This window comes from Pseudomonas sp. P1_C12, from assembly GCF_056406435.1.
The window spans coordinates 179,414-203,512 of the sequence record NZ_JBFUAE010000005.1 but is presented as its reverse complement, the minus strand read 5'-3'; the positions used below and the strand labels follow the sequence as shown (position 1 = coordinate 203,512).

The 24,099-nt window shown below is 60.4% G+C and carries 24 protein-coding genes; 7 read left to right on the top strand and 17 right to left on the bottom strand.

The features are described from left to right. Positions 1-97: 97 nt before the first annotated feature. Positions 98-1,348, top strand: a complete 1,251-nt coding sequence (locus AC1D19_RS11295) for a 2-aminoadipate transaminase (protein ID WP_477763227.1) — start codon at positions 98-100, stop codon at positions 1,346-1,348. Between the two features lie 114 nt (positions 1,349-1,462). Here the strand turns inward: AC1D19_RS11295 and trxB are convergent, their stop codons facing one another. Next, entirely contained in the window at positions 1,463-2,419 is a 957-nt protein-coding gene (gene trxB / locus AC1D19_RS11290; RefSeq protein WP_477763226.1) for a thioredoxin-disulfide reductase, read from the bottom strand. Positions 2,420-2,734: 315 nt separating this feature from the next. On the opposite strand from trxB, the gene cysZ reads away from it, so the two are divergent. Beyond that, positions 2,735-3,487 (top strand): sulfate transporter CysZ, encoded by a 753-nt coding sequence (gene cysZ, locus AC1D19_RS11285; protein WP_477760007.1) that lies wholly within the window; start codon positions 2,735-2,737, stop codon positions 3,485-3,487. Positions 3,488-3,544: 57 nt separating this feature from the next. Beyond that, a complete protein-coding gene (locus AC1D19_RS11280; RefSeq protein ID WP_477763225.1) occupies positions 3,545-4,744 on the top strand; it encodes a glycosyltransferase family 4 protein in 1,200 nt (399 codons plus the stop codon). A gap of 89 nt (positions 4,745-4,833) precedes the next feature. Here the strand turns inward: AC1D19_RS11280 and AC1D19_RS11275 are convergent, their stop codons facing one another. From AC1D19_RS11275 to AC1D19_RS11265, 3 genes are all read right to left on the bottom strand, one after another. Next, a complete protein-coding gene (locus AC1D19_RS11275) occupies positions 4,834-5,937 on the bottom strand; it encodes an NADH:flavin oxidoreductase (protein WP_477763224.1) in 1,104 nt (367 codons plus the stop codon). A 194-nt stretch (positions 5,938-6,131) separates the two neighbouring features. Beyond that, entirely contained in the window at positions 6,132-6,614 is a 483-nt protein-coding gene (locus AC1D19_RS11270; protein WP_477763223.1) for a glutathione peroxidase, read from the bottom strand. Positions 6,615-6,736: 122 nt separating this feature from the next. Further along, positions 6,737-7,222: an FKBP-type peptidyl-prolyl cis-trans isomerase gene (locus AC1D19_RS11265; RefSeq protein WP_007942189.1), complete on the bottom strand. Its 486-nt coding sequence runs from the start codon at positions 7,220-7,222 to the stop codon at positions 6,737-6,739. On the opposite strand from AC1D19_RS11265, the gene AC1D19_RS11260 reads away from it, so the two are divergent. The 3 genes from AC1D19_RS11260 to AC1D19_RS11250 are packed head-to-tail and all read left to right on the top strand — an operon-like array spanning position 7,191 to position 10,583. After that, positions 7,191-7,517 (top strand): DUF3565 domain-containing protein, encoded by a 327-nt coding sequence (locus tag AC1D19_RS11260; protein ID WP_477755365.1) that lies wholly within the window; start codon positions 7,191-7,193, stop codon positions 7,515-7,517. The two genes, AC1D19_RS11265 and AC1D19_RS11260, sit on opposite strands and share 32 nt — an antisense overlap. 60 nt (positions 7,518-7,577) lie before the next feature. Further along, on the top strand, positions 7,578-9,677 hold the full coding sequence (pta, locus tag AC1D19_RS11255; RefSeq protein ID WP_477755364.1) for a phosphate acetyltransferase: 2,100 nt from the start codon (positions 7,578-7,580) through the stop codon (positions 9,675-9,677). Then, positions 9,678-10,583 carry an acyltransferase gene (locus AC1D19_RS11250; RefSeq protein ID WP_477763222.1) on the top strand — a complete coding sequence of 302 codons (906 nt, stop codon included), beginning with the start codon at positions 9,678-9,680 and terminating at the stop codon, positions 10,581-10,583. Between the two features lie 171 nt (positions 10,584-10,754). Here the strand turns inward: AC1D19_RS11250 and cysN are convergent, their stop codons facing one another. The 3 genes from cysN to AC1D19_RS11235 form a co-directional block, all read right to left on the bottom strand. Beyond that, positions 10,755-12,653: a sulfate adenylyltransferase subunit CysN gene (cysN, locus tag AC1D19_RS11245; RefSeq protein WP_477755362.1), complete on the bottom strand. Its 1,899-nt coding sequence runs from the start codon at positions 12,651-12,653 to the stop codon at positions 10,755-10,757. Positions 12,654-12,662: 9 nt separating this feature from the next. Continuing rightward, entirely contained in the window at positions 12,663-13,580 is a 918-nt protein-coding gene (gene cysD / locus AC1D19_RS11240; RefSeq protein ID WP_008008639.1) for a sulfate adenylyltransferase subunit CysD, read from the bottom strand. A gap of 259 nt (positions 13,581-13,839) precedes the next feature. Next, entirely contained in the window at positions 13,840-14,598 is a 759-nt protein-coding gene (locus AC1D19_RS11235; RefSeq protein ID WP_477753423.1) for a Nif3-like dinuclear metal center hexameric protein, read from the bottom strand. A gap of 103 nt (positions 14,599-14,701) precedes the next feature. Here AC1D19_RS11235 and algW point away from each other — a divergent pair, with 103 nt between their 5' ends. Continuing rightward, a complete protein-coding gene (gene algW, locus AC1D19_RS11230) occupies positions 14,702-15,862 on the top strand; it encodes a Do family serine endopeptidase AlgW (protein WP_223455591.1) in 1,161 nt (386 codons plus the stop codon). Positions 15,863-15,923: 61 nt separating this feature from the next. On the opposite strand, the gene hisC is transcribed toward algW, so the two are convergent. The 10 genes from hisC to AC1D19_RS11180 form a co-directional block, all read right to left on the bottom strand. Next, positions 15,924-16,976: a histidinol-phosphate transaminase gene (gene hisC, locus AC1D19_RS11225; RefSeq protein ID WP_477753421.1), complete on the bottom strand. Its 1,053-nt coding sequence runs from the start codon at positions 16,974-16,976 to the stop codon at positions 15,924-15,926. Between the two features lie 2 nt (positions 16,977-16,978). Next, positions 16,979-18,304 carry a histidinol dehydrogenase gene (gene hisD / locus AC1D19_RS11220; protein WP_477763221.1) on the bottom strand — a complete coding sequence of 442 codons (1,326 nt, stop codon included), beginning with the start codon at positions 18,302-18,304 and terminating at the stop codon, positions 16,979-16,981. 125 nt (positions 18,305-18,429) lie between these two features. Then, positions 18,430-19,065, bottom strand: a complete 636-nt coding sequence (gene hisG, locus AC1D19_RS11215; protein WP_008018703.1) for an ATP phosphoribosyltransferase — start codon at positions 19,063-19,065, stop codon at positions 18,430-18,432. 125 nt (positions 19,066-19,190) lie between these two features. After that, positions 19,191-20,456 carry a UDP-N-acetylglucosamine 1-carboxyvinyltransferase gene (gene murA, locus AC1D19_RS11210; RefSeq protein WP_223455589.1) on the bottom strand — a complete coding sequence of 422 codons (1,266 nt, stop codon included), beginning with the start codon at positions 20,454-20,456 and terminating at the stop codon, positions 19,191-19,193. A 22-nt stretch (positions 20,457-20,478) separates the two neighbouring features. After that, the gene (locus AC1D19_RS11205; RefSeq protein ID WP_223546387.1) at positions 20,479-20,718 is read right to left on the bottom strand and encodes a BolA family protein; all 240 of its coding nucleotides are present in this window, start codon (positions 20,716-20,718) and stop codon (positions 20,479-20,481) included. Positions 20,719-20,832: 114 nt separating this feature from the next. After that, the gene (locus AC1D19_RS11200) at positions 20,833-21,138 is read right to left on the bottom strand and encodes an STAS domain-containing protein (protein WP_477763220.1); all 306 of its coding nucleotides are present in this window, start codon (positions 21,136-21,138) and stop codon (positions 20,833-20,835) included. Next, a complete protein-coding gene (locus AC1D19_RS11195; RefSeq protein ID WP_477753417.1) occupies positions 21,135-21,788 on the bottom strand; it encodes an MlaC/ttg2D family ABC transporter substrate-binding protein in 654 nt (217 codons plus the stop codon). Before AC1D19_RS11195 ends, AC1D19_RS11200 begins: the two co-directional genes overlap by 4 nt. A gap of 11 nt (positions 21,789-21,799) precedes the next feature. Then, positions 21,800-22,267 (bottom strand): outer membrane lipid asymmetry maintenance protein MlaD, encoded by a 468-nt coding sequence (mlaD, locus tag AC1D19_RS11190; RefSeq protein WP_056728368.1) that lies wholly within the window; start codon positions 22,265-22,267, stop codon positions 21,800-21,802. After that, positions 22,267-23,064 carry a lipid asymmetry maintenance ABC transporter permease subunit MlaE gene (mlaE, locus tag AC1D19_RS11185; protein ID WP_223546373.1) on the bottom strand — a complete coding sequence of 266 codons (798 nt, stop codon included), beginning with the start codon at positions 23,062-23,064 and terminating at the stop codon, positions 22,267-22,269. The genes mlaD and mlaE overlap by 1 nt, the downstream gene beginning before the upstream one ends. Next, on the bottom strand, positions 23,064-23,873 hold the full coding sequence (locus AC1D19_RS11180) for an ATP-binding cassette domain-containing protein (protein ID WP_477759871.1): 810 nt from the start codon (positions 23,871-23,873) through the stop codon (positions 23,064-23,066). Before AC1D19_RS11180 ends, mlaE begins: the two co-directional genes overlap by 1 nt. Positions 23,874-24,099: the final 226 nt, after the last annotated feature.

Genomic DNA, 24,099 nt, shown 5'->3' with positions numbered 1-24,099 from the left:
CTTTTAAGATTGACCCGGCAACTTTATTTCGTTTGCCGGGTACCACCGCTCACGGCTTAGATAAAAAGAAGCCTCCCTTCTTTCGAGCCGGTCATCCATGCGCAGCGAATCCATCAGCCAGTCGATCAACATCGTTCACCCTGTCACGCTCAGCCACGGTAAAAACGCCGAGGTCTGGGACACCGATGGCAAACGCTACATCGACTTTGTCGGCGGCATCGGCGTGTTGAACCTCGGCCATTGCCATCCGCGTATCGTCGAAGCCATCCGCGAACAAGCCACCCGACTGACCCATTACGCGTTCAATGCAGCGCCCCATGTGCCTTACCTCGAACTGATGGATCGCCTCAGCGCGTTCATGCCGGTGAGTTACCCGGTCAGCGGCATGCTCACCAACAGCGGCGCGGAAGCAGCGGAAAACGCCCTGAAGATCGTCCGTGGCGCCACCGGCCGTAGCGTGGTCATCGCCTTCGACGGCGCTTTCCACGGCCGCACACTGGCCACCCTCAACCTCAACGGCAAAGTCGCGCCCTACAAACAGAAAGTCGGCGTGCTGCCGGGGCCGGTATTTCACCTGCCCTTCCCCAGCCAGGACAACGGCGTCACCGGTGCCGAGGCCCTCAAAGCCATGGAGCGCCTGTTCAGCGTCGAGATCGATGTCGAGGACGTCGCCTGCTTTATCGTCGAACCGGTGCAGGGCGAAGCGGGCTTCCTGGCCATGGAGGCCGAGTTCGCCCAGGCGCTGCGCAAGTTCTGCGACGACAAGGGCATTGTGCTGATCGCCGATGAAATCCAGTCCGGTTTCGGCCGAACCGGCCAGCGCTTCGCGTTCTCGCGATTAGGCATCGAACCAGACCTGATCCTGCTCGGCAAAAGCATCGCCGGCGGTGTGCCGCTGGGTGCGGTGGTCGGGCGCAAGTCGCTGCTCGACAACTTGCCCAAGGGCGGACTCGGCGGCACTTACTCCGGCAATCCCATCGCCTGTGCAGCGGCATTGGCAACCCTGGACGAAATGACCGATGCCAACCTGCACGCTTGGGGTGCCCAACAGGAAGAAGCGATTGTCGGCCGCCATGCAACCTGGCGCGCGAACAAGCTGACGCCGTACGTGGGACGCCTGACCGGCGTCGGCGCCATGCGTGGCATCGAGCTGATCAACGCCGATGGCTCGCCCGCACCGGCCCAATTGACCCAACTGCTGGCCCTGGCGCGGGACGCGGGCCTGCTGTTGATGCCCAGCGGCAAATCGCGGAACATCATTCGCCTGCTGGCACCGTTGACCATCGAGGCAACGGTGCTGGAGGAAGGGCTCGACATCCTTGAGGCGTGCCTGGCCAAACTGGCCTAAGCATATCTCCCCTGTAGGAGCTGCCGAAGGTTCGGCAGCTCCTACAGGGAGCGCATTTGTGTTGCCCATAAAAAACCGGCCGAAGCCGGTTTTTTCATTTCGACGAAAGCAGAATCAAGCGTTCTGCAGATTGTCGAGGTAACGCTCGGCATCCAGTGCCGCCATGCAACCGGCGCCAGCGGAGGTGATGGCCTGACGGTACACGTGGTCAGCCACGTCACCGGCGGCGAAGATGCCTTCGAGGCTGGTGGCGGTGGCGTTGCCGTCACGGCCGCCCTGCACAACAAGGTAGCCGTCTTTCAGGGTCAACTGGCCTTCGAACAGCGAAGTGTTTGGCGTGTGGCCGATGGCGATGAACACGCCGTCGACTTTCACTTCGTCGAAGCTGCCGTCGTTGTTCTTCAGGCGCGCACCGGTCACACCCATGTTGTCGCCCAGCACTTCGTCCAGGGTCGCGTTCAGCTTCAGCTCGATCTTGCCTTCGGCAACACGGGCATTCAGCTTGTCGATCAGGATCTTCTCGGCGCGGAAAGTCTCGCGACGGTGGATCAAGGTCACCTTGCTGGCGATGTTGGCCAGGTACAGGGCCTCTTCAACAGCGGTGTTGCCGCCGCCGACCACGGCAACCGGCTTGTTGCGGTAGAAGAAACCGTCGCAGGTCGCGCAGGCCGAAACGCCTTTGCCCATGAAGGCATCTTCCGATGGCAGGCCCAGGTAACGAGCGCTGGCGCCGGTGGCGATGATCAGGGCGTCGCAGGTGTAAGTCGCGCTGTCGCCGGTCAGGGTGTACGGCTTGGCGGCGAAGTCCACGGCATTGATGTGATCGAAAACGATCTCGGTTTCGAAACGCTCGGCGTGCTCGCGCATCCGCTCCATCAGCGCCGGGCCGGTCAGGCCGTGGACGTCGCCCGGCCAGTTGTCGACTTCGGTGGTGGTGGTCAGTTGACCGCCAGCCTGCATGCCGGTGATCAGCAGTGGCTTGAGGTTGGCACGGGCGGCATAGACCGCGGCGCTGTAACCGGCAGGGCCGGAACCGAGAATAATCACTCGCGAATGACGGACTTCAGACATGACCTGCTCCTGTTGACCGGCCCGGAACACCTGGCGCGGAACGCCGGATTGCCGGCTGGAATAAAAAAGAACGGTTGAAAGCACTTGGGGAAGGCTTGAACCCGACCGTCCTGTAAAAAGATTGGGTGCAGCGTATCGAGGGGGCGAAGATTAAGGAAATACGGATTAACAATCCAGCTCATAGGTGGTCTCTATGCCATCTGACCGACGATATCGACGTCTTTGTTACAGTGAATGTCGATACCACTGCCGCGCTTTCGCACATGAAGCAAAGCCGGTAAGGTCGGCGCGTTTTCCCTTTGCTCGGAGCACATCATGCCTGCCCCCGTTCTGTCCGGCCCGCAATACCTGCGCGAAGGCCTCAAGCTGGTGCTGAGCCCCAGCCTGCGTTTGTTCGTGTTGTTGCCGTTGGCGATCAACCTGGTGCTGTTCGTCGGATTGATCTACCTGGCCGGCCATCAATTCAGCTTGTGGGTCGATACGCTGATGCCGTCCCTGCCCGACTGGCTGAGTTTTCTCAGCTACATCCTCTGGCCGCTGTTCGTGGTGCTCGTCGTGCTGATGGTGTTCTTCACCTTCACCATGCTCGCCAACGTCATTGCCGCGCCATTCAACGGCTTCCTGGCGGAGAAAGTCGAGGTGGTGGTGCGCGGCACCGACGACTTCCCGACCTTCAGCTGGGGCGAACTGATTGCGATGATCCCGCGCACCCTGGCCCGGGAAATGCGCAAGCTCGGCTACTTCCTGCCCCGGGCTATCGGGCTGTTCATCCTCTCGTTCATCCCGGTGGTGAACATCATCGCCGCGCCGCTGTGGCTGTTGTTCGGGGTGTGGATGATGGCGATCCAGTACATCGACTACCCGGCGGACAACCACAAACTGGGCTGGAACGAAATGCTCGCCTGGCTGCGACAGAAGCGCTGGCAAAGCATGAGCTTCGGCGGCATCGTCTACCTGGTGCTGCTGATCCCGGTGGTCAACATCCTGATGATGCCGGCCGCCGTGGCCGGGGCAACGCTGTTCTGGGTGCGTGAGCGCGGCGCGGAAAACCTGGTGGCGCAGCGCTGAGCCATCAGCTCCGGTACCGCAGTCACAAATCCATCATCCAGACGTCACACTGACGACATGCCCCCAGCCGACACTGGGGTCATGACGACAGCTCTGCATATCACCCTGATCACCGAAACCTTCCCTCCGGAAATCAACGGCGTGGCCAATACCCTGGGGCACTTGTGCGACGGTTTGCGCGCACGCGGGCATCAGGTGGAACTGGTGCGACCGCGTCAGGGCTGCGACCAACAGCTGGGCAGCGACGATGAACTGCTGCTATGCCGCGGCTGGCCGCTACCGGGTTATCCCGGCCTGCAATGGGGTCAGTCGTCGATGCACAAGCTGCTGCGGCGCTGGACGCGTCATCGCCCGGATGTGCTCTACATCGCCACCGAGGGCCCGCTGGGCCTCTCTGCATTGCGTGCGGCACGGCGACTGGGGATTTCCGTGGTCAGCGGTTTTCACACCAATTTCCAGCAATACTCCAACCAGTACGGGCTTGGTTTGCTCACGCGCCTGCTGACTCACTACCTGCGCTGGTTCCACAACCGCTCGACCATGACCCTGGTGCCCAGCGTCAGTCAGCGCATGGAACTGGAGCGACGTCATTTCGAACGACTGGCGTTGCTGTCCCGAGGGGTCGACAGCGAATTGTTTCACCCGGCCAAACGCTTGAATGCCCTGCGCGAGCAATGGGGACTGGCCGAGGCAGACATCGCCGTCATTCATGTCGGACGCCTGGCCCCGGAAAAAAACCTCGGCCTGCTCAAGCGTACCTTCAATACCCTCAAGGCGAGTTATCCCCAGCGCATCCTGAAACTGATCGTTGTCGGCGATGGCCCGCAGCGCCAGGAACTGGAAAACGAAATCCCCGAGGCGATTTTCTGTGGTACCCAACGGGGTGAAGCCCTGGCGTGTCACTACGCTTCGGGCGACGTGTTTTTGTTTCCGAGCCTGACCGAAACCTTTGGCAATGTAGTGCTTGAAGCACTTGCCTCGGGGCTCGGCGTGGTGGCCTACGACCAGGCGGCAGCCGCCCAGCATATTCGTCATGGCTACAACGGCGTGCTGGCGATGCCGGGAGATGAAGAAGCGTTCTGCGATGCAGCGGCATGGCTGCTGGAGGAAAGGGAAGCCTTGCGCAATGTGCGGCTCAATGCCCGCCAGCATGCCAGTCGCCAGGGTTGGGCGACGATTATCGAACAGTTCGAGGGACAGTTGCGCGGGGCTTGCATGCAGCAACAGTCAGTGCCGGATGCTGCGTTGCTGCCTTGAAAAGCTTCGCTGGCAAGCCAGCTCCTACAGGATTTGCGCGTTTTCTATAGGAGCTGGCTTGCCAGCGAAGAGGGCTTCGAAGACGCCGCTTAAACCAGCGTCATCAACGCCTCACGGCTGAACGGCAGAATGTCTTCCTCACGGCCGTCGCGCACTTTCTGCGCCCAGTCCGGGTCCACCAGCAACGCACGACCGACCGCTACCAGGTCAAACTCGTCGTTGTTCAGGCGCTCCAGCAGTTTTTCCAGGCTGGCGGGCTGTGCGACCTTGTCGGTGTTGACCATGAACTGCAGGAACTCGCCATCCAGGCCGACGCTGCCTACGGTGATGGTCGGCTTGCCGGTGAGTTGACGGGTCCAGCCGGCCAGATTCAACTCGGAACCGTCGAACTCCGGCTCCCAGAAACGGCGGGTCGAGCAGTGGAAAATATCCACGCCCGCATCCGCCAGCGGCTTGAGAAACTCGCCCAAGGCTTCCGGGGTTTGCACCAGGCGTGCGGTGTAGTCCTGCTGCTTCCACTGGGAGAAACGGAAGATGATCGGGAAACCTTCACCGACTGCGGCACGCACGGCCTGAATCAATTCAATGGCGAAGCGCGAACGGTTGGCCAGGCTGCCGCCGTACTCGTCGGTACGCTGGTTGCTGCCTTCCCAGAAGAACTGGTCGATCAAGTAACCGTGGGCACCGTGGATTTCCACGCCGTCCATGCCGATGCTCTGGGCATCCTTGGCGGCCTGGGCGAACGCGGCGATCACGTCCTGGATGTCTTGCTTGGTCATGCCGTGCACCACGACCTGACCTTCCTTCACTTTTTCCGACGGGCCATAACCCGGCACGCTGGCGTCCGGCTCGGTGCCGATACGACGTACGCTGCCCACATGCCACAACTGTGGAACGATCTTGCCGCCTTCGGCGTGAACGGCATCGACGACTTTCTTCCAGCCGGCCAGGGCCGCTTCACCGTAGAAATGCGGAACGTTCGGGTAGCCGTTGGACGCCTTGTGACCGACGGTGGTGCCTTCGGTGACGATCAGGCCGACGCCCGCTGCGGCGCGGCGACGGTAGTATTCGATCACTTTGGAATCAGGCACGCCGCCCGGGGAAAAGGAGCGGGTCATCGGCGCCATGACGACGCGGGTCGGCAGTTGGAGGGTGCCGAGGTGGAACGGTTTGAACAGGGCTTTGACGGGCATGGGACGCTCCACGGGAAGAAATTTTATGACGACGATAATATGAAGTGAGCGCCGCTTTGAACAGCACTATTGATTGCGGTGATTAAGGATCAAAAGATAGTAAATAACGTAGGAGCCGGCTTGCTGGCGAATCAGGCGACGCGGTGTGTCAGGGACACCGCTTTCGCTGGCAAGCCAGCTCCTACAGGAGAATGTCAGCCCAATGCTTTTTCGATCGCATGAACCACAGACGGATCATCCGGCGCCGTTCGCGGCGAGAACCGCGCCAGCACGCGGCCGTCCTTGCCCAGCAGGAACTTCTCGAAGTTCCAGGTGATGTCGCCGGGAAATTCCGCACCCTCGCCCGCCAGCAAGCGGTACAACTGATGACGGTCATGCCCGTTGACTTCCAGCTTGCTGGACAACGGGAAGGTCACGCCATAGTTGAGGCTGCAGAAATCCTTGATCTGCTGCTCGGTCCCCGGTTCCTGCCCGGCAAACTGGTTGCACGGCAAGCCCAACACGCTGAAGCCTTTGGCCTTGTATTGCTGGTAGAGGTTTTCCAGCGCCGCGTACTGCGGGGTCAAGCCGCATTTGGAGGCGACGTTGACCACCAGCACGACTTGGCCTTTGAAAGGCGCCAGAGGTAGCTCCTGACCATCCAGGGCTGTCAATTTAAGGTCGTGAAAAGCACTCATGGCGTACTCCAGATTCCCGTGTTCTTCTTGAAACAGTCACTTGGCGGTGTCGTCAGAGACAGCCGCATACTAAAAAGGCGCCCACAAGGCGCCTCTCCAGTTATCTGAGCTTAGCGCAGAAATCAGTGGTGATGGCCACCTTCGCCATGGACGTGGCCATGAGCGATTTCTTCCTGGCTGGCATCACGGATGGCAACGATCTTGACCTGAAAATTCAGGCGCTGACCGGCCAACGGGTGGTTGCCGTCAACGGTGACGTCGTCGCCGTCCAGATCACGGATGGTCACGATCTGCATCTGGCCGTCCGGTGCGGAAGCGTGGAACTGCATGCCCACTTCCAGCTCATCGACGCCTTCGAACATGCTGCGGCTCAGGGTGCTGACCAGTTCGGCAGCGTACTCGCCGTAAGCGTCTTCCGGTTCAACGGCTACGGTCAGTTCGTCGCCGACCGCTTTGCCTTCCAGAGCCTTTTCCAGGCCCGGGATGATGTTGCCTGCGCCTTGCAGGTAGACCAGCGGCGCGCCGCCGGCGGAGCTGTCGATGACCTCACCAGCGTCGTTGGTCAGGGTATAGTCGATGGAGACAGCCTTATTGGCGGCGATCAGCATGGGGCGAGACCTTTTGCATAAGAAGATTGAAAGGCCAAGTTTAGCGAAGCAATCGTCCGAAAGCGAACACAACACGGACAGACGGGACTCGACGATCACAGGCTTCCACCAGGACGAGGACGGACACTGGGTGGCCGAGCTTTCCTGCGGCCACACCCAACACCTGCGGCACCAGCCACCATGGCAATCGCGCGCCTGGGTCATGGACCCTGCGCAGCGCCAGGAAAAAATAGGCCAACCCTTTGATTGTGGTTGGTGCGCACAAGGCTCGGTTAGCGATAACCTTGGCGACTGAATTTCGGTAGATCGCCAGTTATAGGCGTTCACCTTTGCCATGCACCTCCAGAGAATCCGCATGCAAACTTTTTTTATCGCGCCCACCGATTTTGGTGTGGGTCTGACCTCCATCAGCCTCGGGCTGGTGCGTACTCTTGAGCGCGCCGGCCTCAAGGTCGGCTTTTTCAAACCGATTGCCCAGCCGCATCCGGGCGACACGGGCCCGGAACGTTCCACCGAACTGGTGGCGCGTACCCACGGCTTGAAACCACCCCAGCCCTTGGGCCTGGCCCATGTCGAGCGCATGCTCGGCGACGGTCAGCTCGATGAGTTGCTCGAAGAAATCATCGTCCTTTATCAGCAGGCGGCCATCGGCAAGGACGTGCTGATCGTCGAAGGCATGGTGCCGACCCGCAGCGCCAGTTATGCCGCGCGGGTCAACCTGCATCTGGCCAAGAGCCTCGACGCCGAGGTGATCCTGGTCTCGGCACCGGAAAACGAAGTGCTGACCGAGCTCTCCGGTCGCGTCGAGTTGCAGGCGCAATTGTTCGGCGGCCCGAAAGACCCGAAAGTCCTTGGTGTGATCCTCAACAAGGTCAAGACCGAGGAAAGCATGGAGGCCTTCGCCACGCGCCTGAAGGAACATTCGCCGTTGCTGCGCAGTGGGGATTTCCGTCTGCTCGGCTGCATTCCGTTCCAGCCGGAACTGAACGCCCCGCGCACCCGCGACGTCGCCGACCTGATGGGCGCGCAAGTGCTCAACGCCGGTGATTACGAAACCCGGCGCATGACCAAGATCATCATTTGCGCCCGCACCATGCGCAACACCGTGGAGTTGCTCAAGCCCGGCGTGCTGGTGGTAACCCCCGGCGACCGCGATGACATCATCCTCGCCGTCAGCCTCGCGGCCTTGAACGGCGTACCGCTGGCCGGCCTGCTGCTGACCAGCGACACCCTGCCCGACCCACGCATCATGGACCTGTGCCGCGGCGCCCTGCAGGCCGGGTTGCCGGTGCTGTCGGTGAGTACCGGCTCCTACGACACCGCCAACCTGCTCAATGGCCTGAACAAGGAAATTCCCATCGATGACCGCGAGCGCGCCGAAATCATCACCGATTTCATCGCCAGCCACCTCGATGCCAACTGGTTGCATCAGCGTTGCGGTACGCCGCGGGAGATGCGCCTGTCGCCAGCAGTTTTCCGCTATCAATTGATCCAGCGCGCCCAGGCGGCCAACAAGCGCATCGTGTTGCCCGAAGGCAGCGAGCCGTTTACCGTACAGGCTGCCGCGATCTGCCAGGCCCGTGGCATCGCTCGCTGTGTGTTGCTGGCCAAGCCCGAAGACGTGCAGGCCGTCGCCCGCGCCCAGGGCATCGAATTGCCGCCAGGCCTGGAAATCATTGATCCGGACTTGATCCGCGAGCGTTATGTCGAGCCAATGGTCGCGCTGCGCAAAAGCAAAAGCCTCAACGCGCCGATGGCCGAGCAACAACTGGAAGACACTGTGGTGATCGGCACCATGATGCTGGCCCTGGATGAAGTCGACGGCCTCGTGTCGGGCGTGATCAACACCACCGCCAACACCATCCGCCCGGCCCTGCAACTGATTAAAACCGCGCCTGGCTGCACCCTGGTGTCGTCGGTGTTCTTCATGCTGTTTCCGGAAGAGGTGCTGGTTTATGGCGACTGCGTGATGAACCCGCACCCAAGTGCCAGCGAACTGGCCGAGATCGCCCTGCAAAGCGCTGACTCGGCCGCCGCCTTCGGCATCACGCCACGGGTAGCGATGATCAGCTACTCCAGCGGTGAATCCGCCAGCGGCGAAGAAGTCGAGAAGGTCCGCGAGGCGACCCTGCTCGCCCACGAACAACAGCACTCGCTGCTGATCGACGGCCCCTTGCAATACGACGCCGCCGCCAACGAAGACGTCGCCCGGCAACTGGCGCCGAACAGTCAGGTCGCCGGTCGCGCCACGGTATTCGTGTTTCCCGACCTGAACACCGGCAACACCACGCACAAAGCCGTGCAGCGCAGCGCCGACTGCGTCAGCCTCGGGCCAATGCTGCAAGGCCTGCGCAAACCGGTGAACGATTTGCCGCGCGGCGCGCAGGTCGATGACATCGTCTACACAATCGCGTTGACCGCGATCCAGGCAGCCAACCGACCTATGGATGTGTAAATGCTGGATTTTCTACCTGCTGCGCTGCGGGGCGTGATCGCCTCGCTGCTGTTGGCGCTGAACACGATTTTGCTCTGCTCGTTTCTGTTCTGCGTGGCGCTGGTCAAGGTATTGCCGTTCGCCTTCACCCAGCGTCTCGCGGGCTGGCTGATGAGTCATACCCACGAAGCCTGGATCAGCATCAACAAAGGCTGGATGAATCTGGTGCGCCGCACGCGCTGGCACATCAGCGGCCTGCAAGGCCTCGACTATCAGCACTCGTACCTGATTACCAGCAACCACCAGAGCTGGGTCGACATTCTGGTGCTGCAATACGTGCTCAACCGGCGCATTCAGCCGCTGAAGTTCTTTCTCAAGCAGGCGCTGATCTGGGTCCCGGTGATCGGCCTGGCCTGGTGGGCGCTGGGCTTTCCGTTCATGAAGCGCTACTCCAAGGCTTATCTGGAGAAGCATCCGGAGAAGAAAGGCAAGGACCTGGAAACCACGCGCAAGACCTGCGCGAAATTCCGCGACAACCCGGTGGGCATTTTCAACTTCGTCGAAGGCACGCGCTTCACCAAGGGCAAGCATGCCCAGCAGCAGTCACCCTTCAAGTACCTGCTCAAGCCCAAGGCAGGAGGCATTGCCTTTGTGCTGGATGCGATGGGTGAGCAGCTGGAGTCGATCGTCAACGTGACCATCCACTACCCCGCCGGGCGCCCGGGTTTCTGGGACTTGCTGTGCGGGAATGTGGCGGACGTGGTGGTGCACTTTGAAGAGCTGAAAATTCCGCCGCAATTCATTGGCAAGAACTATGACCAGGATGGTGAGTACCGCCTGCAGTTTCAGGGCTGGATCAATCAGTTGTGGCAGGACAAGGATGCTCTGCTTGCGCAGATGCATCGCGAATATCCGGGCAAACACTAATCCCCTGTAGGAGCGAGCCTGCTCGCGATAGCGGTCGTACATTCAGAATTTATGTCGACTGATCCACCGCTATCGCGAGCAGGCTCACTCCTACAGTTGACCGAGTCGATCTGAAATAAAAAAACCCGCCGATGATCACTCATCGACGGGGTTCTTTTTACCGGCTAGCGCTTAGATCGCACCACGCTCACGCAGCAGACCCAGCACTTGCTTGACGCTTTCCTCCAGCGACACGGACTGGGTGTCGATCACCAGGTCGGCATCCAGCGGCACGTCGTACGGGAAGGACTCGCCCGGGATGTTATCCCCGGCCGCTGCGTACAAACCTTGCGGATCACGCTCGGCGCAGACTGTCGGCGAAGCCTGGACATAGACCGTCAGCAGACGCTCCTTGCCGATCAGTTCACGGGCCTGCTCACGACCTTCGGCACTCGGCGCAACGAACGCTGCCAGGGTCAGCAGACCGGCTTCGTTGAACTGACGCGCGACGTGCGCGGCACGACGCCAGTTCTCGGTACGCCCGGCGCGGTCCTGTGGCAGACCTTTGTTCAGGTCGTGACGCAGGTTCTGGCCATCGAGCACGAACACTGCACGGCCCAGGTCGAACAGCTTGCGTTCAACCGCATAGGCCAGCGTGCTTTTGCCCGCGCCGGACAAGCCGCTGAACAACACGGTGGCCGGTTGCTGGCCGAAGCGCTGGGCGCGTTCTTCGGTGGCGACGTGCGCGAGTTTGCCGTGATGCGTGCTACTGCCGTGCGCCACTGGTTGAGCGATGATCATGCCGGCGGCGACGGTGCCATTGGTCAAACGATCGATGACGATGAACGAACCGGTGGTGCGGTTGCTCGCGTAACCGTCCAGCGCGATGGCTGCATCGAGGCTGATCTTGACCCGACCGATCTCGTTCAGCTGCAAGGCACTGGCAGGGCCTTCTTCCAGGGTGTTCACGTCAACGCGGTTGACAATGCTGGTGATCGAACCCGGCACGTACGTCGTAGCGCGCTTGATGTCGTATTTCTTGCCCGGCAGCATCGGCTCTTCGGCCATCCACACCAGCATGGCATCGAAGCCGTCAGTCACTTGCGGCTGGTTGTCGGCATGCACCAGCAAGTCGCCGCGGGAGATATCGATCTCGTCTTCCATGGTCAGCGTCACCGCTTGACCCGGACCTGCATGCTCCAGCTCACCTTCGAAGGTGACGATGGATTTCACGCGACTGCTCTTGCCCGACGGCAGCACCACGACTTCGTCGCCCTTGTGCACGACGCCACTGGCCAGGGTGCCGGCGAAACCACGGAAGTTCAGGTTCGGACGGTTGACGTACTGCACCGGGAAACGCAGGTCGGTGTAGTTGCGGTCGCTGGCGATTTCGACGGTTTCGAGGATTTCCATCAGCGACTGGCCGGTGTACCACGGCGAGCGCTCGGACTTGTTCACTACGTTGTCGCCCTTGAGCGCCGACATCGGTACGAACGCCATGGTGGTCGGCTTGAACGCGATGCCTTCGGCGAACTTCAGGTAATCGGCCTTGATCGACTCGAACACGTTTTCGTCGAAGCCGTTGAGGTCCATCTTGTTGATGGCGACAACGATGTGCTTGATGCCCAGCAACGAGGCAATGAAGCTGTGGCGACGGGTCTGGGTTTGCACGCCGTAACGGGCGTCGACCAGGATGATCGCCAGGTCACAGGTGGATGCACCGGTGGCCATGTTGCGGGTGTACTGCTCATGGCCGGGAGTATCGGCGATGATGAATTTGCGTTTGGCGGTGGAGAAATAGCGGTAGGCGACATCAATGGTGATGCCTTGCTCACGCTCGGCCTGCAAGCCGTCGACCAGCAACGCCAGGTCGATATCTTCACCGGTGGTGCCGACTTTTTTCGAGTCGCGGGTGATGGCTTCCAGATGATCTTCGTAGATCATTTTGGAGTCGTGCAGCAGACGCCCGATCAGGGTGCTCTTGCCGTCATCGACGTTGCCACAGGTAAGAAAGCGCAGCATTTCCTTGCGTTCGTGCTGGCCCAGATAGGCGAGGATGTCCTCGCTGATCAAATCAGATGCGTGCGACATGACAACCCCTTAGAAATAACCCTGACGTTTCTTTTCTTCCATCGAGCCTGCGCCATCGTGATCGATGACCCGGCCCTGGCGTTCGGAAGTTCGCGTCAGGAGCATTTCCTGAATGATGTCGGTCAGGCTGGTGGCCTCGGACTCGACCGCACCGGTCAACGGGTAGTCACCCAGTGTGCGGAAACGGACCTTCTTCTTGACGATGCGCGCCTTGTCTTCATCGCTCAGGTGATTGAGCAGGCGTTCGTCGTCGATCATGATCCAGGTGCCATTCATCTCGATGACGTCGCGCTCGGCGGCGAAATACAGCGGCACGATCGGGATGCCTTCGAGGTAGATGTACTGCCAGATGTCCAGTTCGGTCCAGTTCGACAACGGGAACACGCGGATCGATTCGCCCTTGTTGACCTTGCCGTTGTAGACGTTCCACAGCTCGGGACGCTGGTTTTTCGGGTCCCAGCGGTGCTTGGTATCGCGGAAGGAATACACGCGCTCTTTGGCACGGGACTTCTCTTCGTCACGACGGGCACCACCGAAAGCAGCATCGAAACCGTACTTGTCGAGGGCCTGCTTGAGGCCTTCGGTTTTCATGATATCGGTGTGCTTGGCACTGCCGTGGGTCAGCGGGTTGATGCCCTGCGCAACACCCTCGGGATTCACGTGCACCAGCAGGTCAAGGCCCAGTTCTTCGACCATGCGGTCGCGGAACGCGTACATTTCCTTGAACTTCCACTGGGTGTCGACGTGCATCACCGGGAACGGCAGTTTGCCCGGGAAGAATGCCTTGCGCGCAAGGTGCAGCATCACGGCGGAGTCTTTACCGACGGAGTACAGCATCACCGGGTTATCGAACTCGGCGGCGACCTCGCGGATGATGTGGATGCTTTCGGCCTCCAGCTGTTTCAGATGCGTCAGTTTGTCGACCATGGCTACTCACGAAAACGATCTTATGGACGGCCAGCGGGCCGTGTTCGAGCGGGGAATCCTAGCACAGCGACCTCTTCTAATCAGGACGCCAACTAGATCGAAAGAGCATATGAATATGCCTGCCTGTTTGGGCTGTCGAACTGCGAACTCTTCCTTGTAGGAGCTGCCGGAGGCTGCGATCTTTTGATTTTKATTTTTAAGATCAAAAGATCGCAGCCTCCGGCAGCTCCTACAAAAGCGATCACATTGCAGTCGGAAATCAAATCGGATTCGGGCAATCGATGAAGATGTGTTCCAGCGCAAAGCGCCGCGCCAGATAATCCCCCAGCGCCTGAACGCCGTAGCGCTCGGTGGCATGGTGACCGGCGGCGATGAAGCTGATGTCGTTTTCCCGGGCGCTGTGGAAGGTTTGCTCGGAAGCCTCGCCGCTGAGGTACAGATCGACGCCTGCCAGTATGGCCTGATCGATGTAACCCTGGCCACCACCGGTGCACCAGCCGACGCGGCGGATCATCGCGCTGCCTTCGATCAACAGCGGCTCACGGCCCATGACTTCCTTGACGCGGCGGGCGAAATCCCGGGGCGTCATCGGCTCATTCAGCGAGCCGACCAGGCCGACAATCTTCAGATTGTCCGGGTCCAGCGGGCCTTCGACGGTGATGTCGAGTTGCCGCGCGAGCTGCACGTTATTGCCGACGTCCGGGTGCAGATCCAGCGGCAGGTGATAGGACAACAGGCTGATATCGTGCTTGAGCAGGGTCTTCAAGCGGCGCTGCTTCATGCCGGTGATGCACGGGTTCTCGCCCTTCCAGAAGTAGCCATGATGCACCAGCACCAGGTCGGCATTGGCCTCCACTGCCGCATCGAGCAAGGCCTGGCTGGCAGTGACGCCACTGACAATGCGCATCACTTGCGGACGGCCTTCGACCTGCAGGCCATTGGGACAGTAATCGGCGATTTTGGCGCTGTTTAGGTAACGGTCGGCTTCTTCGACCAGGGTGCTCAGGGCGACGGCCATAAAAGACTCCTAAATATCCCGTTCAGAGGCGCGTGCGGCCTCGTATAATGCGCGTCATTATGAGCGGTCTCATACCGCCTGCAACTCTCTCAGGAAGTGCTTAATGCTCAAGGCGCTGCGTTTTTCCGGCTGGCCGCTGCTGGCCGGCGTGCTTGTCGCTCTTTTGATAATCCAGCGTTACCCGCAGTGGGTCGGGCTTCCAAGCCTCGACGTCAATCTGCAACAAGCGCCGCAAACCACCAGTATGCAGCAGGGCCCGGTGTCTTATGCCGAAGCGGTATCCACCGCGGCGCCGTCGGTGGTGAACCTGTACACCACCAAAGTCATCAACAAACCCAACCATCCGTTGTTCGAAGATCCGCAGTTCCGTCGCTTCTTCGGCGATAACTCGCCCAAGCAGAAACGCATGGAATCGAGCCTCGGCTCCGGCGTGATCATGAGCCCGGAAGGCTACATCCTGACCAACAACCACGTGACCAGCGGCGCCGACCAGATCGTGGTGGCGCTCAAGGACGGCCGGGAAACCCTGGCGCGGGTGATCGGCAGCGATCCGGAGACTGATCTCGCGGTGCTGAAAATCGACCTGAAAAACCTGCCGTCGATCACTGTCGGGCGTTCCGACAACATCCGCATCGGCGACGTCGCGCTGGCCATCGGCAACCCGTTCGGCGTCGGCCAGACCGTAACCATGGGCATCATCAGCGCCACCGGTCGCAACCAACTGGGCCTGAACAACTACGAAGACTTCATCCAGACCGACGCCGCAATCAACCCCGGCAACTCCGGCGGTGCGCTGGTGGATGCCATCGGCAACCTGACCGGCATCAACACGGCGATCTTCTCCAAATCCGGCGGTTCCCAGGGCATCGGTTTCGCGATCCCGGTAAAGCTGGCGATGGAAGTGATGAAGTCGATCATCGAGCACGGCCAGGTGATTCGTGGCTGGCTGGGTATCGAAGTGCAGCCGCTGACCCAGGAATTGGCCGAATCGTTCGGCTTGTCCGGACGCCCGGGCATTGTAGTGGCGGGGATTTTCCGCGACGGTCCGGCACAGAAGGCCGGCCTGCAACTGGGGGATGTGATTCTTGCCATCGATGGCGAACCGGCCGGTGATGGCCGCCGCTCGATGAATCAGGTGGCGCGGATCAAGCCGACAGACAAGGTCGCGATCCAGGTGATGCGCAACGGCAAGGAACTCAAGCTGACAGCGGAAGTCGGCCTGCGTCCGCCGCCGGCTCCGGTCAAGGAAAAAGAAGAAGAGTAAGCGGCTGAGACAAGCCCCTGTAGGAGCGAGCTTGCTCGCTCCTACAGGGGTCAGCGGTGGTTTACAGGTCGCCCAGGCCGTCGATCAGCGCCTGATTCTGCTCTGGCGTGCCGATGCTGATCCGCAGGAACTGGGCAATCCGCTCCTGCTTGAAGTGCCGGACGATCACGCCCTGCTCACGCAACTTGGCCGCAAGCCCCGCCGCATCGTGCCGGGGGTGACGGGCGAAAATGAAGTTCGCCGCCGATGGCAGCACTTCAAACCCCTTCTCCTCTAGCTGCGTAACGACCTTCTCGCGATTCTCGATCACCAACCGGCAGGTCTTGTCGAAATACTCGCGATCCTCGAACGCCGCGGCAGCGCCGACATTCGCCATGCGATCCAGCGGATAGGAGTTGAAGCTGTTCTTGATCCGCTCCAGCGCCTCGATCAGGTCCGGATGGCCGACCGCCAGCCCCACCCGCAGGCCGGCCAGGGAACGGGACTTGGACAGGGTCTGGGTCACCAGCAGGTTCGGATAACGCTCGACCAGCGTGATTGCCGTCTCGCCGCCGAAGTCGATGTAGGCCTCGTCCACCACGACCACAGAATCCGGGCTGGCCTTGAGAATCTGCTCCACCGCCTCCAGCGCCAACAGGCAACCTGTAGGTGCGTTCGGGTTGGGGAAGATAATCCCGCCGTTCGGCTTGGCGTAGTCCGCCGGGTTGATCTGGAATTGCTCGTCCAGTGGCACGGCGTCGAACTTGATGCCGTACAACCCGCAGTAAACCGGATAGAAGCTGTAGCTGATGTCCGGGAACAGCAGCGGCTGATCGTGCTGCAGCAAACCGTGGAAGATGTGCGCCAGCACTTCATCGGAACCGTTGCCGAGGAACACCTGATTGCCTTGCACGCCGTAGTACCTGGCAACGGCCTGCTTGAGCAGATCGCTGTTCGGGTCCGGGTACAGACGCAGATTGTCATTCAGTTCGGTTTGCATCGCCGCAAGGGCTTTTGGCGATGGGCCGTACGGGTTTTCGTTGGTGTTGAGCTTCACCAGCTTTGCCAGCTTCGGCTGCTCACCCGGGACGTAAGGCACCAGATTCTTGACGAACGGGCTCCAGAATTTACTCATGTTCAGTTCCCCTTTTGTTCATCAACGATGCGGTATTCGGCGCTACGCGCGTGGGCGGTCAGCGACTCGCCACGGGCCAGCACGGAAGCGGTCTTGCCCAACTCGGACGCGCCCTGCTCGGAGCAGAAGATGATCGACGAGCGTTTCTGGAAGTCGTACACACCCAGCGGCGAGGAGAAACGCGCAGTGCCGGAGGTCGGCAATACGTGGTTCGGGCCGGCACAGTAGTCACCCAAGGCTTCGGACGTGTGACGGCCCATGAAGATCGCGCCGGCATGGCGGATTTGCGGCAGCCAGGCCTGTGGATCGGCAACGGACAATTCGAGGTGCTCCGGCGCGATGCGGTTGGCGACTTCGATGGCCTGTTCCATGTCGCGCACCTTGATCAGTGCACCACGGCCATTGATCGAGGTTTCAATGATCGAGGCGCGTTCCATGGTCGGCATCAGCTTGGCGATGCTGGCGGCGACCTTGTCGAGGAACTCGGCGTCGGGGCTGACCAGAATGGCCTGGGCGTCTTCGTCGTGCTCGGCTTGGGAGAAAAGATCCATGGCGATCCAGTCCGGATCGGTCTGGCCGTCGCACACCACGAGGATCTCGGAGGGACCGGCGATCATGTCGATACCGACCTGGCCAAACACGTGGCGCTTGGCGGTGGCGACATAGATGTTGCCCGGGCCGACCACTTTATCGACCTTCGGCACGCTTTCGGTGCCGTAAGCCAATGCGGCAACGGCTTGAGCGCCACCGATTGTGAACACGCGGTCGACACCGGCGATGCAGGCAGCGGCCAGCACCAGCTCGTTGATTTCACCGCGCGGGGTTGGCACCACCATGACCACTTCGGTGACGCCTGCAACCTTGGCCGGAATCGCGTTCATCAGCACCGACGACGGGTACGACGCCTTGCCGCCCGGCACGTACAGACCGGCGCGGTCCAGCGGCGTGACTTTCTGGCCCAGCACCGTGCCGTCGGCCTCGGTGTAGCTCCAGGAATCCTGCTTCTGTTTTTCGTGGTAGCTGCGCACTCGAGCCGCGGCGACTTCCAGCGCTTCGCGCTGCGGCACGGAGATACGGGTAAGTGCCAGTTCCAGACGCTCGCGCGGCAGGATCAGGTCGGCCATGGACTTCACGTCCAGGCCATCGAACTGGCGGGTAAAGTCCACCAGTGCCGCGTCGCCACGCTCACGCACGGCCTTGATGATGTCCAGCACCCGCTGATTGACCGAGTCGTCAGACACACTTTCCCAGCTCAGCAGATGATCCAGATGATGCGCGAAATCCGGGTCAGCAGCGTTGAGTCGGCGAATTGCAGTCGGTGCGGTCATAGCGAGAGCCTCATAGGAATGGCAAAAACTCAGGCACCCGAAGCTAGCACTCCATCCGCTTGGGCACCTGAGAATTCTGGCTATGAGGCGGATAGACGGGCGCGACTTAACGTCGCGCTGGTGAATCAGCCGCGGTGTCGAGACTCCACTGCCTTGCGCAGGGTGTCGATCAACGCCTGGATACGGGCGTGCTGCATTTTCATCGAAGCTTTGTTGACGATCAGCCGGGAGCTGATGGCAGCAATGAAATCCTGTGGCTCCAGGCCGTTGGCCCGCAGCGTGTTACCGGTGTCGACCACGTCGATGATCTTGTCGGCAAGGCCGATCAGCGGTGCCAGCTCCATCGAGCCGTACAGCTTGATGATGTCGACCTGACGACCCTGTTCAGCGTAATAACGCTTGGCAACGTTGACGAACTTGGTGGCGATGCGCAGGCGACCCTTGGGCTCGACCGCACCGACCTTGCCGGCCGTCATCAACTTGCACTGGGCAATTTGCAGGTCCAGTGGCTCGTACAGACCCTGGCCGCCATATTCCATCAGCACATCTTTACCGGCGACACCGAGGTCGGCAGCACCATGTTCGACATAGGTCGGCACATCGGTGGCACGCACGATCAGCAGGCGTACATCTTCCTGGGTCGTGGGAATGATCAGCTTGCGGCTCTTGTCCGGATTCTCGGTCGGCACGATGCCCGCTTCAGCCAGAAGCGGCAGGGTGTCGTCAAGGATGCGGCCCTTGGACAGTGCGATGGTCAACATGGGAAACGTCAGTCCTTATCAAGGTACTCATGCCCGGTCGCAAATGGCGCCGGACATACATCGAGCCGAAAACGGCCCGACTTCAACAAATCAACGGGCACGTCCTTATGCCCATGCAGCAGGTACTAGCCCGGAACGCGACGGATCTTGGCGCCCAGCATCTGCAGTTTTTCTTCGATGCACTCGTAGCCACGGTCTATGTGGTAGATGCGGTCGATCAGGGTGTCGCCGTCGGCGATCAGGGCCGAAATCACCAGGCTGGCCGAGGCACGCAGGTCGGTCGCCATCACTGGCGCGCCCTTGAGTTTTTCGGTGCCGGTGACGATCGCGGTGTTGCCCTCGACCTGGATCTTGGCGCCCATGCGGTGCAGCTCATAGACGTGCATGAAGCGGTTTTCGAAGATCGTCTCGATCACAGCACCGGTGCCTTCGGCAATGGCGTTGAGGGAGATGAACTGGGCCTGCATGTCGGTCGGGAACGCCGGGTACGGAGCGGTCCGCACGTTGACGGCTTTCGGCCGCTTGCCGTGCATGTTCAGCTCGATCCAGTCTTCGCCGCAGGTGATTTCGGCACCGGACTCACGGAGTTTTTCCAGAACGGCTTCGAGGATGGTCGGATCGGTGTCCTTGACCTTCACGCGGCCGCCGGTCACGGCAGCGGCAACCAGGTAGGTACCGGTTTCGATACGGTCCGGCATCACCTTGTAAGTGGTGGTGTGCAGACGCTCGACGCCGTCGATGGTGATGGTGTCGGTGCCGGCGCCGGAAACCTTGGCACCCATGGCGTTCAGGAAGTTCGCCAGGTCGACCACTTCAGGCTCGCGCGCGGCGTTAGCCAGGACGCTGCGGCCTTTGGCCAGCGCTGCGGCCATCATGATGTTTTCGGTACCGGTCACACTGACGGTATCGAAGAAGAAGTGCGCACCGCGCAGGCCGCCTTCAGGCGCCTTGGCCTTGATGTAGCCGCCTTCAACGTCGATGACTGCACCCATGGCTTCCAGGCCACGGATGTGCAGGTCAACCGGACGCGAACCGATGGCGCAACCGCCAGGCAAGGCGACTTCGGCTTCACCGAAACGGGCAACCATCGGGCCCAGCACCAGGATCGACGCACGCATGGTTTTAACCAGTTCGTACGGTGCGACCAGGGTCTTGATGGTGCGCGGGTCGATTTCGACGGAGAGTTTTTCGTCGATCACAGGCTCGATGCCCATGCGGCCGAACAGCTCGATCATGGTGGTGATGTCGTGCAGGTGCGGCAGGTTGGCCACGGTCACCGGGCCATCGCACAGCAAAGTGGCCGCCAGGATCGGCAGGGCAGAGTTCTTTGCCCCGGAGATGCGGATTTCGCCATCAAGACGAACGCCACCGGTAATAATCAATTTATCCATAAGAATCTCGACGCCCTTGGGCTCAGGTGCGCTCGGCCCAGGCCGTGCTGCTGAAAAATTTCATAGTCACCGCGTGGATGCTGCCATCAGCGATCCATGGGTTCAAATGGGCATAGATGCTCTGCTGACGCTTCACCGGGCTCAATGCCGCCAGTTCATCGCTAATCACGTTCAGCTGGAAATTGCAGCCTTCGCCCTCAACTTCTATCTGAGTTCCGGGCAGCTTTCCTTCAAGGAAGCTCTTCACTTCTACGGCCTGCATGCTCAACCTCATTCGGCGCCCTGTGCGCGCGGGTCGGACATCATACAAAAAAGCCCCGCGCCTGCGAACCCCGCCAAACAGGACTCGGACGGGGGGCTTCTTTATAGATGCGTGTCAGGGGTGCGCCAACAGCTCGGTCAGCTCGCTGACCTGAGCAATTTCACGCATGTCATCCGGCATTCCGCTGATGCTCAGGGCCTTGCCGGCCGCCTGCGCATCGCGGATAAAGCACAGCAGCAACGACAAACCGACACTGCTGGACTTGGTCACCGCCGAGCAATCGACCACCAGCGCCGCAGCCTTGCTGGCCTTGATCAGCGCCTTGCCCTGCTCGCGCAGGCCAGGGCCGGTGCGGTAATCCAGCACACCACTGAGTCGCAGCTCGCCCGCTTCGTCCATCTGGACTGCCGACTCACTCATTGGGCTGACTGCCCTGGCTTCTTGTCGGTGGCTTCCTTGGCCTTGGCAACTTCCCCGGCCCAACCATTGATGGTCTTGTCCAGGTCGTTGCCATTGCGTTGCATCGCATCGGCGAACTGATCGCGGAACAGCTTGCCGATGTTGATGCCATTGATGATGACGTTACGCAGTTTCCACTCGCCGTTGATTTTTTCCAGCGTGTAGGACACTGGATAGATCGCACCGCTGCTGCCCTTGACGGTCATGCCAACGGTGGTACGGTCGCCCGACTCGTCTTTGGCCGGATCAACGGTGATGCCCTGGTTGTTATACTCCAGCAAGGCATTGCCATAGAACTGGAACAGACCCTTCTTGAAGTTTTCTTCGAAGGTCTTCATCTGCGCCGGGGATGCTTTCTTCGAGTATTTGACCGTCATGATGCTCTTGGAAATGCCCTCGGCATCCACGACCGGCCCGACGATGGTGTTCAGCGCCGCATAAAAGTCTTGCGGATCCTGCTTGTACTTTTCTTTGTTGGCCGCCAGATCGGCCAGCATCCGATTAGTGGTGTCCTGTACCAGATCGTGCGCGGAAGGCGCCGCCACGGCGTGGGACACCAACGGAAACACCGCGAGTATTACCAACAGGCCACGTCGCAAGGTAGAGATCATTTAACAGTTCCTCATTTAGCTTCTTTGCTAACGGTATTGAGCAGGAATTTACCGATCAGGTCTTCGAGCACCAGCGATGACTGCGTGTCATGGATGGTTCCACCATCCTTGAGCAGGGTATCTTCCCCGCCCACGCTGATACCGATGTACTTTTCGCCCAACAGGCCAGCGGTCAGGATAGATGCAGTAGAGTCCGCCGGAAGATTATCGATGCGTTTTTCCAACTGCATGGTCACCCGACCAGTAAAACTGTCGCGATCCAGATCGATGGCCGTGACCTTGCCGATGGTCACACCGGCCATGGTCACTTTAGCTCTGACCGTCAAACCGGCGATATTGTCGAAGTAGGCGTAAAGTTTATATGTATCGGTGCTCGGACTCGGGGACAGGCCACTGACCCGCAACGCCAACAAGAGCAAAGCCAGGATGCCAGCCAGCAAGAAAAGGCCGACACCGATTTCCAGGGTGCGGTTTTGCATCAGAAATCTCCAAACATCAAGGCGGTCAGAATAAAGTCCAGGCCGAGTACTGCCAACGAGGCATATACAACGGTCTTGGTAGTGGCACGACTGATCCCCTCGGAAGTGGGTTCGCAGTCATAGCCTTGGAATACGGCGATCCAGGTCACGACAAAGGCAAAGACGATACTTTTGATGATCCCGTTGAGCACATCGTCGGTGAACGTCACGCTGTTCTGCATGTTCGACCAGTAGGAACCTTCATAGACTCCCAGCCAGTCGACAGCTACCCACGAGCCGCCCCAGATACCCACCACGCTGAAAATCATCGCCAGCACCGGCAGGGAAATGAAACCGGCCCACAAGCGTGGCGCGATGATGTACTTGAGCGGGTCAACCCCGATCATTTCCAGGCTGGACAACTGCTCGGTGGACTTCATGTTGCCGATTTCGGCGGTCAACGCCGAACCTGCGCGCCCGGCGAACAGCAAGGCAGTCACCACCGGCCCCAGTTCACGCAGCAGCGTCAGGGCAACCATCTGCCCGACAGCCTGCTCCGAACCATAGCTGGAAAGAATGTTGAAGCCCTGCAGCGCCAGCACCATGCCGATGAACACCCCGGAGACCACAATGATCACCAGGGACATCACGCCCACCGAATGCAGCTGCTTGACCAGCAGCCCGAAGGCGCCACCGATACCGCCCCGGCCGAGCAAGGCATGGAACAGGAACAAGCTCGAACGCCCGAACACCGCCAGCGCATCGATGCCGGCCTGGCCGAAGCGGCGAACGCGTTCTATCAATGAAATTCTGCGCATCAGCGCTTCCCCAGAAGATCTGCGCGGTAATCCGTCGCTGGAAAGTGGTACGGGACCGGGCCGTCGGGTTCGCCGGTCATGAACTGACGAATGCGCGGTTCATCCGAGTTCATCAACTCGTCCGGCGTCCCCTCCCCCAGCACCTGACCATCGCCCACCACATAAATGTAATCGGCAATGCTCGCGGTCTCGGCCAGGTCATGGGACACCACGATGCTGGTGATGCCCAGCGCATCGTTGAGCAAACGAATCAGGCGCACCAGAACGCCCATTGCGATGGGGTCCTGGCCGACAAAGGGCTCGTCGTACATGAGGATCTGTGGATCAAGCGCAATCGCCCGGGCCAGCGCAACACGGCGTTTCATGCCGCCGGAAAGCTCGTCGGGCATCAGGTCGATGGCACCGCGCAAGCCCACAGCCTGCAGCTTGAGCAGGACGATGTCGCGGATCATTTCATCCGGCAGTTGCGTATGGACCCGCAACGGAAAGGCGACGTTCTCGAAGACATCGAGGTCGGTGAACAGTGCGCCGCTCTGAAACAGCACGCCCATATGCTTGCGCGCATCGAACAGGTCGCTGCGCGACAGTTTTGGCAGATTCTGACCGTTGACCCAGACTTCGCCCCTGGTAGGCCGCAACTGGGCACCCATCAGACGCAAAAGCGTGGTCTTGCCACACCCGGAAGGCCCCATGATGCCGGTGACCTTGCCGCGCGGGATACGGATATCGACATTATTGAAAATGCTGCGCGCACCGCGCTTGAAGGACAGTCCCTTCAGCTCGACCGCGTAGGCGTTATCGGCACTCATCTAAACTCCTTGCGATGCAGCCTCTCACTCGGACGCCTGGCTTCCTGACGAAAGCACATACCTCCCGGGCAGGCCGAACTGGCGGCGAACTATATCACTGCAAAGGCTGCGCGCCCAAGGCCAAAGCCGGGGCAAGTTCAACTGCATGACGGGTTGAAAGCGCCATTTAGAAGGTTTCCCGCAACAGGTAATGACAATGCGCGACGAACTTGCGTGAGGGATTCGA